The sequence below is a fragment of the Hydrogenophaga luteola genome (assembly GCF_042648585.1).
Lineage (GTDB): Bacteria > Pseudomonadota > Gammaproteobacteria > Burkholderiales > Burkholderiaceae_C > Hydrogenophaga > Hydrogenophaga luteola.
In genome coordinates this window covers 283,039-294,899 of the sequence record NZ_JBHRXX010000007.1, presented here as the reverse complement: position 1 = coordinate 294,899, position 11,861 = coordinate 283,039, and the positions used below count along the sequence as shown (strand labels likewise).

Genomic DNA, 11,861 nt, shown 5'->3' with positions numbered 1-11,861 from the left:
CCACCGGAGTATCAAAATGACCTCTTCGACGCCCCTGAGCCTCGACCGCGCCCGCTTCAACATGATCGAACAGCAAGTCCGCCCCTGGGAGGTGCTGGACCCGGCCGTGCTGGAGCTGCTCGACCGCGTCAAGCGCGACCAGTTCGTCCCGCCCGCGCAGAAGGCGCTGGCCTATGTCGACATGGAGCTGCCCCTGGGCCAGGGCGCCGATCAGGTCATGCTCGCCCCGCGTGTGCAGGCCCGCATGGTGCAGGACCTGGCCATCAAACCGACCGACAAGGTGCTGGAGATCGGCACCGGCAGCGGCTACACCACCGCCCTGCTGGCCAGCCTGGCCCAGCGCGTGGTCTCGCTGGAAATCGATGAGGCCATTGCCAGCGCCGCGCGCAAGAACCTGCAGCAGGCCGGCATCACCAACGCCGATGTGCGGGTCGCCGACGCCGCCGCCAACGGCTTCGCAGCCTGCGCCGCCGAAGGCCCCTGGGACGCCATCCTGGTGGCCGGCTCGGTCGCCGAAGTGCCGGCCGGGCTGCTGGCCCTGCTGGCCAAGGGCGGCCGCCTGGTCACCATCGTCGGCCACGAGCCGGTGATGCGCGCCACCGTCGTCACCCGCGTGGACGATGCCGGCTTCAGCACCCAGCAGCCCTGGGACACGATCGCGCCGCGCCTGCGGAACTTTGCCGAGCCCTCGCGCTTCTCCTTCTGAACCGCGACGCCATGCAAGCCATCCACCCCGCCCAACTCGACGACTGGCTGCAGCACGCCAGCGCACAGAAGCCCGGTGTGCTGCCGGTGGTGCTGGACGTGCGCGAACCCTGGGAACTGCAGACCGCCTCGGTCCGGCCAGACGGCTTCGAGCTGGTGGCCATGCCGATGCGCAGCGTCCCGGCCCGCTACCTCGAACTCGAACGCGACCGACCCATCGCCTGCCTGTGCCACCACGGCGCACGCAGCGCCCAGGTGGCGCATTTCCTGATCCAGAACGGCTTCACCGCCGTCGTCAACGTCCACGGCGGCATCGACGCCTGGTCCCAGCAACGCGATCCCGGGGTTCCGACCTACTGACCTCGCGCGCGCCCCGTTCCCAAGGAAACCCCATGACCGCCCCGTCTTTCGCTCCTCGCCTTTCAGCCCTGACCCGCCTGTCCCTCGCGGTCGCTCTCGCGCTGGGTGCGGCGGGTGCCCAGGCCCAGAGCCTGGTGGAGCTGTACGAGGCCGCACGGGGCTACGACACCACGCTGCAGGCGGCACGTGCCCAGTACGACGCCAACCTGGCCAAGGCCGACCAGGCCAAGGCCGGCTTGCGTCCGCAGGCGGGGCTGGGCGCCGGAGCCAACTGGACCAACAGCCGCAACGACGTCACCGACACCAGCCGCACAAGCAACTCTCAGAACCTCACCCTCTCGGCCAGCCAGCCGCTGTACCGCCCGGTCAACCGCTACAACGACGAGCAGGGCCAGCTCTCGGTGGAGATCGCCCGCGCCCAGCTGGAGGCCGCCGAGCAGGACCTGATGGTGCGCACCGCACAGGCCTACTTCGACGTGCTGGCCGCGCAGGACACCCTGACCTTCGTGCAGGCCCAGAAGACCGCCGTGGCCGAGCAGCTCGCCGCCGCCAAGCGCAACTTCGAGGTCGGCACCTCCACCGTCACCGACTCGCGCGAGGCCCAGGCCCGCTACGACCTGGTGCTGGCCCAGGAGATCGCCGCCAGCAACGATCTGCTGGTCAAGAAGCTCGCCCTCGACCAGTTGGTCGGCCGCAGCGGCGCCAGCCCGAAGCCCCTGGCCACGCCCGTGAACCTGCCGGCGGTGCAACCCGCCAGCGCCGAGGCCTGGGTGGAACAGGCGCTGACGCAGCACCCTGCGGTGCGCCAGGCCGACAAGGCCTTCGAGATCGCTGAGGTCGAGGTGCAAAAGGCCCAGGCTGGCCACAAGCCCACGCTGGACCTGGTCGGCCAGTACCAGGTGGCGCGCGGCCCCAACTCGAACTTCCCGACTGCCGGCAACGTGCGCACCAACAATGCCAGCGTCGGCCTGCAGTTCAACCTGCCGCTGTACGCAGGCAACGCGATCGAGAACCGGGTCCGCGAAGCGCTTGCGCTGGTCGAGAAGTCGCGCGCCGACCGCGAGACCGCGCTGCGCAACATCTCGCAGGCCATCCGCAGCGCCTACTTCGGCGTGGTCTCGGGCACCAGTCAGGTCAAGGCCCTGGAAGCGGCCGAGGCGTCCAGCCAGAGCGCGCTCGACGCGAACAAGCTGGGCTACCAGGTGGGCGTGCGCATCAACATCGACGTGCTCAACGCCCAGAGCCAGCTGTTCCAGACCAAGCGCGATCTGGCCGTGGCGCGCTACAACGTGCTGGTGGGCCAACTGCGCCTGAAGCAGGCCGGCGGCGTGCTCAAGGCGGACGACCTGCAGCCGGTCAACACCCTGCTCGCCCGCTGATCTTCCCGGCAGCGGTGCTGCGATAAACTGCTGCACCTCCTGCGGCGGACATGTCGTCCGCCTGCGGGGTGAGAGCCAAAGGTGATTCATGCAAGCGGTCAATGTGCTGTGCATCAAATGGGGCAAAAAGTATGGCCCCGAGTACGTCAACAAGCTGCACAGCATGGTCCGCCGCCACCTGCACCGGCCGTTCCGTTTTGTTTGTCTGACCGATGACGGCGCCGGCATCGACCCCGCCGTCGAGGTCAAGCCCATCCCCATGGTCGGCTTCGACGAGTTCGACCAGCGCAAACCCTGGACCTTCGGTCACGGCTGGCTCAAGCTGACCTCGTTCGCGAACCCGCTGTACGACCTGCAGGGCCGCACCCTGTTCCTGGACCTGGACATCGTCATCCTGGACAGCCTGGACCCGTTCTTCGAGCAGAAGGGCGAGTTCATCGTGATCAAGGAATGGGACAAGAAAGACGGCACGGGCAACACCTCGTGCTACCTCTACACCATTGGCGCGCACGCCGATGCGCTTGAGCATCTGAAGAACGACTACCCCGCCTCGGTCGCGCCGGTGCGCAACGAGCAGGAGTTCATCACGCTCTACCTTGCGCGCCAGGGCAAGCTCAGCTACTGGCCCGAAGAGTGGTGCCGCAGCTTCAAGCGCCACTGCCTGCAGCCGGGCATCATGGGCTGGTTCAAGCCGCCCACCATCCCCAAGGGCGCCCGCCTCATCGCCTTCCACGGCAAGCCCAACCCACCCGACGCCATCGCCGGTGTCAGCGGCAAGTGGTACCGCCGCGTCCTGCCGACCCAGTGGGTCGCCGACCATTGGCGCTGAACAAGGCCAGCCTGGCCCAGCACGGCTACCGGCTGCTGCTGCGAAGTCTGACGCTGCCCCTGCTGGGCTGGCTGTGGCTGCGCGGCCGCAAGGACGCCGGCTACCGTGAGCGGCTGCGCGAGCGGCTGGGCTTCATCCGCATCGAGCCCGCGTCCATGGGCGGCCTCTGGATCCATGCCGCGTCCGTGGGCGAGGTGCAGGCGGCGCGCCCACTGATCGCAGCGCTGCGCGAATCCTGGCCCGACCATGCCATCACGGTCAGCACCCAGTCGCCCACGGGCGCACGCACGCTGCGCTCTCACTGGGGCGACCAGATCCGCCACGTCTTCGCGCCCATGGACACGCCCGGCGCCACCCGCCGCTTCCTGGACCGGTTGCAGCCCTCCCTGCTGGTGCTTATCGAGCGCGAGATCTGGCCCGAGATGCTCTGGCAGTGCCGGCAGCGGCTCACGCCTGTGGCCCTGGTCAACGCCCGCCTGTCCGCCGACTCGGCACAGTTTTACCAGCGCTGGCGCGCCCTGATGGCGCCCGTGTGGTCGCAGATGGCCGTGGTCGCTGCGGCCGACGCGCCCAGCGTGGAGCACTACGCGGCCCTGGGCGTGCCCGCCGACCGGCTGGTACTCACCGGCAACCTCAAGTTCGACCAGCGCGACACGCCCGAGAGTCCCGACCGCCTGCCTTGGCTGGCGGGGCGGCCCATCGTGGTGGCCGGCAGCACCCACGACGGCGAAGAGGCGGCCCTGTTGCTGGCCTGGCCCGAGCTGGCGCGCCAGCACCCCGGCGCGCTGCTGATCCTCGTGCCGCGTCACCCGGAGCGCTTCGACGAGGTGGCCGAACAGATCACCGCCAGCGGCCTGAACTTCGTGCGGCGCAGCCGCGGCGAAACACCCGCGGCCGGCACCGCGGTGCTGTTGGCCGACACCATGGGCGAGCTGGGCACCTGGTACCTGCACGCGAGCGTTTGCTTCATCGGCGGCAGCCTGGTGCCCATCGGCGGCCACAACGCGCTGGAGGCCATGGCCTGCGCCCGGCCGGTGCTGTTCGGCCCGCACACCCACCACTTCCAGGAGCTGTACCAGGACGTCGAGGCCTGCGGCGCGGGTGAGCGCGTCGACTCGGCCCGCCTGATGCTGCACACCGCAGCGCAGTGGATGCGCGACAAGGCCCTGCTGCAGCGCAAAGGCCAGCAGGCGCGCGACTTCGTGCTGCGCCAGCAGGGCAGCAGCCAGCGCAGCCTGCAGGCACTGCACCAGGTCTGGGGCCCGATGCGGCCCGAGCGCCTCGCGCCGGCCCAGACCTCATCGCCAGACGGCCAGACCATCTGGTTCGACCCTGCCCAGGTGGCCGAGGCCACGCCGGACCTGTTCACACCGCCATCCAGCGAAAGCACGGCGCTGGCGACGGGCAGTGGCCGCGGCCAGGCCCACCGCGTCGCGCTGGACCACGGCGAGGGCGTGCTGCGCCACTACCGGCGCGGTGGCCTGATGGCACGGCTGAGCCCCGACCGCTACTTCGGGCGCGCGCCTCTGTCCAGCCGGTCCATGAACGAGTTCACCCTGCTGCGCCGCCTGCGCGCCTGGGACCTCCCGGTGCCCGCACCGGTGGCCGCACGACAGGTGCGGGGCCTCATCGGCCACACCGCCGACATCGTGGTCGCGATGATTCCGCAGACCCGCAACGTGGCCCAGGCACTGTCCGAAGGCCCGCTGCCCGCCGCGGACTGGATCGCACTCGGACGCGCCATCCGCCAGCTGCACGACCGCCAGGTGTTCCATTCCGACCTGAACTGCCACAACCTGCTGCTGGATGCGCAGGGCCGCGCCTGGATCGTGGACTTCGACAAATGCGACGTGCGCCCAGACGGGGCCTGGAAGCAGGAGAACCTGGAGCGTCTGCGCCGGTCGCTGCGCAAGGAACAGGGTCGGCGCAGTCCTTTTTACTGGGACGAGGCGCGCTGGGACGACCTGCTCAAAGGCTACGCCGGCGAGGCCTGAGCGACCGGCGTGCGACGCTGGCCCGCCGATGCCATCAGCAGCGCGGTCATCAGGATGAAGAAGTGGCTTTCGGTCGACAGCCACAGCGAGCTGTGGGTCATGTTCGAGGTCAGCATGATGCTCACGAACGCCAGCATCAGCGCGCGGTGCGTCGAGTTGAAGCGCAGCCCCTGCCGCACGATGGCGCCCATGAACCAGAGGATCAGCACGAACCCCGGCAGCCCCTGCTCGAAATAGAACAGGATGAACTGATTGTGCGGATGCGGACAGATGGCGTCGCAGAACTTCGGGTCCTTGAAATACGAACGCGCCAGTACCGGGTAGGACGCCGTTCCGGCCCCCATCAGCTTGGCGTTGTCGAAGTCGGTCTGCCGAACCATGAAGCGCCAGACCTCAATCCGCGCGCCGATCGAGGTCACGGTGCCCGCGCTGTGGTTCTGCGCCTCCTGCCACGCCAGGTTGGTCCGGTGCTGGAACTGCGGCGAGAGTGTGTAGGCCGACATGAGGGCCAAGGCACCGACCAGCACCACACCCAGCAGCATCTGCGGGCGGCGCCAGAGCACCGACAGCGAGAACACCACCGTCGCCAACAGCAGGCTGAGGTAGCCGGTGCGCCCCTGCGTCAGCACCAGGATGCTCACTGCCGCCAGCCCGGCCACCAGCCAGCACAGGACCTTGCTCCAGTTCGAGGTGGCCTTGATCGCCCAGTGCGCGCACAGGACGGTGAACAGCGACATCATGATGCCCTGCGAGATGTGGTCCTTGAACACCGTGTGGTCGGCACCGAAGCCCTGGTTGTAGGTGCGCGACCAGGGCAGCTGGAACCACACGTTCAGCCAGGTGGACACCAGTGTGAACAGCAGCGCCAGACCGAACGCCGTCCAGCAATGGGCCCGGTCCTCGCGGCGCGCCAGCAGGAAGATGAACACCGGCAGCAGCAGGAACTTCACGTACTTCTTGTAGTAGCCCCCAATCTCTGCCCAGGTGGCCGGCGACCAGAACGAGGCCAGGACGATCAACAGCGCCAGCGCCAGCGCCGGGCGCACCACCGGGTTGGCCCAGGAGCTGCGCAGGAACTCGCGCAGGTCCGTGCCATCAAGGCTCAGCGCCCACAGGACGACGACGATCAGCATCAGGCTGTTGGCCAGCGCCACCGACATCGGAAACGCGCCGAACAGCAGCGCCAGGCTGTAGATGGCGGCCCTGCGGGCCAACGTTCGGAAACTCATTGCAGGCTTGTCGTGGGAATGGGGTGCCGGGTTCAGGAGGTAGGCGGCGACTCAGCGCTTGACCATGGTGTCACCGGGCACCGGCCGGTCGTAGCGGATGATGGCGTAGCGGAAGAAGCACTCCAGTGCCACCAACAGGCAGAACAGGAAGCCTTCCGCGCCGCACAGGAAGCCGCGCCGGAAGATGTACAGACGGATGAAGTTGCTGGTGGCCGAGGCCAGCCCGCGCAGCACGCCACCGCGGCGTCCGGCCTGCACGCGGCGCACCGCGCCCAGCTGAGCGTACTGCGCCATCTTGAGCAGTCCGCCGTAGACCGACTCGCGCGAGTGGTGCAGCAGCCGGGTGCGGAAGGTCTTCACGGGCGTGGCCGGGTCGCGCAACACGGCGTGCTCGTGCACCACGCCTTCGTAACGCAGCAGCTGGTCGGTGCGGAACAACCGCCACACGCCGCCCTCGGTCTTGGCCATGCGGTGCAGGGTGCGGCCGAACGCCACTTGGTCCCAGTAGATCTTCCAGACGGCGTTCTCACTGGACACCACCGCCGCGCGGATCTCGTCCTGCAGGCCGGGCGGGATCACCTCATCGGCGTCCAGGAAGAAGATCCAGTCGGCCTTTACATGGGCCATGAGCCGGTTGCGCTGCTCGGCAAACCCGCGCCAGTCGGCATACAGGTGCACCTGGGCGCCCATCTCCTGCGCAATCTCGCGCGTGCGGTCCTCGCTGCCGCTGTCGATCACCACCACCTGGTCGGCGAACGACGCGCTCTGGATGCAGCGTGCGATTCGGTGGGCTTCGTTGAGCGTGAGGATGCCGATGCACAGCGTCGGCTTGCGATGTTCAGCCACGGGCCCTCCAGCCGATGAGCCCGCGCCAGCGGCCGAACATGCGGGCCAGCAGCTTGGGCGAAAACACGATGGCCCGCAGGGGCAGCCCCAGGGTGGTGGTCAGCAACAGCCAGCGGCGCAGTCGCTGGGCCTCCTCGCGCGAGCGGTATTTGGTAGCGAACTGCAGCTTGGACTGCGCGTGGTGAAAGCCCCGCGCGTACTCATGCCGCCATGGCGACGCGCCGCGCACCGAACCGCGCGAGTGGTGGATGGCCTGCACGGCAGGCACCACGACGATGTTCAGCTTCGCGTTGAACAGGCGCAGACACAGATCGTCGTCCTCGTAGTAGAGGAAAAACTGCTCGTCGAAGAATCCGACCTCGCGAAACGAAGCCATGCGCAGCAGCATCGCCGCGCCACAGACGAAGCCCACACAGGTGGGACCCGACGCCCCCGGACCGCGAGGTGCCCACCAGGTTTGCGGAAAACGGTAGTTGATCTCGGGCTTGCCGGAGGCACTGACCAGCTGCGGCGCCAGCACCGCGGCTTGGGGCATGGCCGCCGCTGTTGCCAGCAGGGCTTCCAGACCCGGACCGTCGATTTCGCAGTCTGGGTTGAGCAGGAAGGCGAACGGGGTCTGCACCCGGGCCAGCGCACGGTTGTTGGCAGCGCCAAAACCCAGGTTGCGGCCATGGTCCAGCACGATCGCATGCGGCCAGAGCCGGCGCGCCGATCCGGCCGTACCGTCGGCACTGCCGTTGTCCGACACGATGACGTTCGGGCAGCGCGACAGCAGCGTGTTCAGGGCCGGTAGGCAGTGCGCGCTTTCGCGCGTGACCACGATGATGGTGACCGCTCCCAGGGCACCACCGCTCAGGCGCGAAGGGTCCAGGGACACGTCGTGGCTGCTCGGCACCCGCAGTCCCTCAGTGCGCGCTCGCACCCACCACCGCGTCCGGCTTGACCTGGCGCAGCAGATCCAGCATGGCGTGTTCAATGCGGTGCAGGGCCTCAGGGGTGTGTCCCTCGAATCGCAGCACCAGCACCGGCGTGGTGTTGGAGGCGCGGATCAGGCCGAAACCGTCGGGCCAGTCGACGCGCAGACCGTCGATGGTCGAGACCTTGGCGGGCGCCTCGAAGCGCGCAAGGGTCAGCAACTGTTCCACCACCGCGTGTGGTTCGCCTTCGGCGCAGGCCACGTTGAGCTCCGGCGTGCTGTGCGAGGTGGGCAAGGCGTTGAGCACAGCGTTGGCATCGGGACTGCGGCTGAGGATCTCCAGCAGGCGTGCACCGGCGTAGCTGCCGTCGTCGAAGCCGAACCAGCGCTCCTTGAAGAAGATGTGGCCGCTCATCTCGCCGCCCAGCGGGCTGTCCAGCTCCTTCATGCGCGCCTTGATCAGCGAATGGCCAGTTTTGTAGATGTTGGCCACACCACCGGCCGCCTCAATGGCCGGCGCCAAACGCTGCGAGCACTTGACGTCGAAGATGATCTGGCCGCCCGGCACGCGCGAGAGCACATCCTGCGAGAACAGAATCATCTGGCGGTCGGGGAAGATGGTCTGGCCGTCCTTGGTCACGATGCCCAGGCGATCGCCGTCGCCATCAAAGGCCATGCCCAGTTCGGCGTCGGTCTCGCGCAGCGTGCGGATCACGTCCTGCAGGTTTTCGGGCTTGCTCGGGTCCGGGTGGTGGTTCGGGAATTCGCCATCGACCTCGCTGAACAGCTCGATCACCTCGCAGCCCAGGGCCCGGAACAGCGCCGGGGCCGAGGCACCGGCGACGCCGTTGCCGCAGTCGACCACCACTTTCATCGGGCGCGAGAGCTTCACGTCGCCGACGATGCGGTCGGTGTAGGGCTTGAGCACATTGACATGGCGCACACGGCCGCCGTCCTGACGCACATGGCTTTCGGTTTCCATCATCCGGCGCAGGGCCTGGATGTCCTCGCCGTAGATCGCCCGGCCGCCCATAACCATCTTGAAACCGTTGTAGTCCTTTGGGTTGTGGCTACCGGTGACCTGGATGCCGCTGCTGCAGAGGGTACTGGCGGCGAAATACAGCATGGGTGTGGTCGCCATGCCGATGTCAATCACGTCGATGCCCGCGGCCACCAGGCCCCGGATCAGCGCCGCCGACAGACCCGGGCCGCTGAGCCGCCCGTCGCGGCCCACGGCCACCGAGCGCTCACCCTGCTGCAGGGCCACCGTGCCGAAAGCCAGGCCCAGGGCTTCCGCCACCGCTTCGTTGAGGGCGCCTGGAACGATGCCCCGGATGTCGTAGGCCTTGAAAATGGAGGCGGTCACTTGCATGGTCGTCGCTCGGGAGAACAAACCGGCGATTGTAGGTGGCCGGGCCAGGCCTGCCGGCCCAGGACATGTCCGGAAATGGCCAGTCTCGGCTCGACAAAACCCCTACGATGGCCGCCATGGAGCACTCCAACCTGCCCGACGACGACGCCCTCTACCGAGCGCTGAGCGCGCGCGACGCCCGCTTTGACGGCCGTTTCTTCACCGGCGTCACCTCCACCGGCATCTATTGCCGCCCGATCTGCCGGGTGCGCACGCCCAAACGCGACAATTGCCTGTTCTTTGAACACGCCGCCCAAGCCGAACAGGCGGGCTTTCGGCCCTGCCTGCGCTGCCGGCCGGAGCTCGCGCCGCGTGACCGCCACTGGTCGACGGAGGACGCCGGGGACATCCTGATCCGCCAGGCCACGGCCTTGTTGGACGCGCCGGAGACCTGGCACACGGGGGCGGATGAACCGCCGCTGGAGCAACTGGCGGCACGCCTGGGCGTGAGTGCACGCCACATCCGCCGCCTGTTTGAGAACCGGCTGGGCGTCTCGCCCCTGCAGTACCTGCAGACACGACGCCTCTTGGCCGCCAAACAGATGCTGGCCGACACCGACCTGCCGGTATCGCAGGTGGCACTGGCCGCTGGATTCAGCAGCTTGCGCCGCTTCAACGACGCCTTCGTGGGCCGCTACGGCCTCAATCCGACCCAGCTGCGGCGCAGCCGGTCCCTCGGTTTACCCAAAGCCACCCGGGCACCGGCCGAGGTGCGGCTCTCCTGGCGACCGCCGTACCGGGTCCAGGAGGTTCTGCGCTTCTTCGCCGACCGGGCCCTACCGGGCCTCGAAGCCGTCGACCCGGTGCAGCAGAACCTGGCGCGAACACTGCGCATCGCGGTACGGGGCACCGTCGCCTGCGGCTGGCTGCAGATCCGATTCCTTGAGGACGAGCACCGCATCGTTCTGCGGGTGAGCGAGGGCCTGCTGCCGGCACTGCCCGCAGTCATCGACCGGGTGCGGGTGGCCCTGGACCTTGACGCCGACCCTCAGGCCATCGACGCCGTGCTCCACCCCGATTTCCCAAGCTGCGACGGAATGCGCGTACCCGGTGCGTTTGACGGCTTCGAGCTGGCGGTACGCGCCGTGCTGGGTCAGCAGGTGACGGTGGCCGCCGCCCGCACCCTGTGCGGCCGTCTGGTGGAGCGGCTGGGCGCCCCGCTGGCTGATGGTCCACCGGGTCTGCAGCGGCTGTTCCCGACCCCCGGGGCAGTCGCCGACGTCGATGGGAAGGTGCTGGGCGAGATCGGGATCGTGCGCCAGCGCCAGCAGGCGATCCGCGCGCTGGGGCGCGCAGTGGCGGATGGCTGTCTGGTGCTCGACGGTCGCGCCGACCCGGCATCGACCCTGAAGAGCCTGGAAGCACTGCCCGGTATCGGCCCCTGGACTGCCCAGTACATCGCGATGCGGGCGCTGCGCTGGCCCGATGCCTGGCCCAGCGGCGACGTCGTGCTCCTGCAAGCGCTGGGGTTGCGGGACCTGCCCGCCACCGCGGCCCGACGGGAGGCCGAACGCATCGCCCGGCGCTGGCAACCCTGGCGCAGCTACGCCGTGATCCGCACTTGGGCCTCGCCCTCACATTTCCACCTTCCCGAGGAGATTCCCCATGAACACCACTCTTGACCGCCGCGTCCAGACCATCGTGGGCAGCCCGCTGGGCGATGTGCGGCTGGTGGCCAGCCCCGAGGGGCTGGCGGGCCTCTGGTTTGTGGAACGGCAACGCCATGCCCCCACCGCCGACCGGCTGGCCGCTTGGCCCACCGTGTCGTCCCATCCGGTGTTCGACGCAGCGGTGCAGCAGCTGGACGAGTACTTCCAGGGGCAGCGCCAGGGCTTCGATCTCCCCCTCGATTTCAAACAAGGCACCGCTTTCCAGCAGACAGTCTGGCACGCTTTGATGAAGATTTCGGCCAGAGCCACCACAAGCTACGGCGCCCTGGCCGCCGGTCTGGGCAAGCCCCGAGCCATGCGCGCAGTGGGCACTGCCGTGGGTCGCAATCCCCTGTCCATCGTGGTGCCCTGCCACCGTGTGATCGGCGGCAACGGTTCACTGACTGGCTATGCCGGCGGGCTGGACCGCAAGCAGGCACTTCTGCGGCTCGAAGGAGCATTGATCGACAAAGTGCATCAAAGCCAGGAGCGAACTTCATCAACGGAGTGGCGTGTCACACCGCCTTTGACGGCACACTGAAG

At 68.4% G+C, this 11,861-nt stretch carries 11 protein-coding genes; 7 read left to right on the top strand and 4 right to left on the bottom strand.

Going from position 1 to position 11,861, the window contains the following annotated elements; genetic code table 11:
- Positions 1–16 precede the first annotated feature (16 nt).
- The 5 genes from ACFOPI_RS16125 (at position 17) to ACFOPI_RS16105 (ending at position 5,267) form a co-directional block, all read left to right on the top strand.
- Positions 17–706: a protein-L-isoaspartate O-methyltransferase family protein gene (locus tag ACFOPI_RS16125; RefSeq protein WP_382175852.1), complete on the top strand. Its 690-nt coding sequence runs from the start codon at positions 17–19 to the stop codon at positions 704–706.
- 11 nt (positions 707–717) lie between these two features.
- Positions 718–1,065, top strand: a complete 348-nt coding sequence (locus ACFOPI_RS16120) for a rhodanese-like domain-containing protein (RefSeq protein ID WP_382175850.1) — start codon at positions 718–720, stop codon at positions 1,063–1,065.
- Between the two features lie 32 nt (positions 1,066–1,097).
- Positions 1,098–2,444 carry a TolC family outer membrane protein gene (locus tag ACFOPI_RS16115; RefSeq protein WP_382175847.1) on the top strand — a complete coding sequence of 449 codons (1,347 nt, stop codon included), beginning with the start codon at positions 1,098–1,100 and terminating at the stop codon, positions 2,442–2,444.
- 88 nt (positions 2,445–2,532) lie between these two features.
- Positions 2,533–3,273 carry a glycosyltransferase gene (locus ACFOPI_RS16110; RefSeq protein ID WP_382175845.1) on the top strand — a complete coding sequence of 247 codons (741 nt, stop codon included), beginning with the start codon at positions 2,533–2,535 and terminating at the stop codon, positions 3,271–3,273.
- A complete protein-coding gene (locus tag ACFOPI_RS16105; protein WP_382175842.1) occupies positions 3,264–5,267 on the top strand; it encodes a 3-deoxy-D-manno-octulosonic acid kinase in 2,004 nt (667 codons plus the stop codon). The genes ACFOPI_RS16110 and ACFOPI_RS16105 overlap by 10 nt, the downstream gene beginning before the upstream one ends.
- Here ACFOPI_RS16105 and ACFOPI_RS16100 read toward each other — a convergent pair.
- The 4 genes from ACFOPI_RS16100 to ACFOPI_RS16085 are packed head-to-tail and all read right to left on the bottom strand — an operon-like array spanning position 5,249 to position 9,630.
- Complete coding sequence (locus ACFOPI_RS16100; protein ID WP_382175840.1) at positions 5,249–6,496, bottom strand: O-antigen ligase family protein; 1,248 nt, start codon at positions 6,494–6,496, stop codon at positions 5,249–5,251. The two genes, ACFOPI_RS16105 and ACFOPI_RS16100, sit on opposite strands and share 19 nt — an antisense overlap.
- Before the next feature lie 51 nt (positions 6,497–6,547).
- Complete coding sequence (locus ACFOPI_RS16095; RefSeq protein ID WP_382175838.1) at positions 6,548–7,342, bottom strand: glycosyltransferase family 2 protein; 795 nt, start codon at positions 7,340–7,342, stop codon at positions 6,548–6,550.
- Entirely contained in the window at positions 7,335–8,219 is an 885-nt protein-coding gene (locus ACFOPI_RS16090) for a glycosyltransferase family 2 protein (protein ID WP_382175836.1), read from the bottom strand. Before ACFOPI_RS16090 ends, ACFOPI_RS16095 begins: the two co-directional genes overlap by 8 nt.
- A gap of 28 nt (positions 8,220–8,247) precedes the next feature.
- Positions 8,248–9,630: a phosphomannomutase/phosphoglucomutase gene (locus ACFOPI_RS16085; RefSeq protein ID WP_382175833.1), complete on the bottom strand. Its 1,383-nt coding sequence runs from the start codon at positions 9,628–9,630 to the stop codon at positions 8,248–8,250.
- Between the two features lie 116 nt (positions 9,631–9,746).
- Between ACFOPI_RS16085 and ACFOPI_RS16080 the strand changes: the two genes are divergently transcribed.
- Both ACFOPI_RS16080 and ACFOPI_RS16075 read left to right on the top strand, forming a co-directional pair.
- Positions 9,747–11,291, top strand: coding sequence for an Ada metal-binding domain-containing protein (locus ACFOPI_RS16080; protein ID WP_382175830.1), 1,545 nt, complete (start codon positions 9,747–9,749; stop codon positions 11,289–11,291).
- The gene (locus ACFOPI_RS16075; protein WP_382175827.1) at positions 11,275–11,859 is read left to right on the top strand and encodes a methylated-DNA--[protein]-cysteine S-methyltransferase; all 585 of its coding nucleotides are present in this window, start codon (positions 11,275–11,277) and stop codon (positions 11,857–11,859) included. Before ACFOPI_RS16080 ends, ACFOPI_RS16075 begins: the two co-directional genes overlap by 17 nt.
- Positions 11,860–11,861 lie beyond the last annotated feature (2 nt).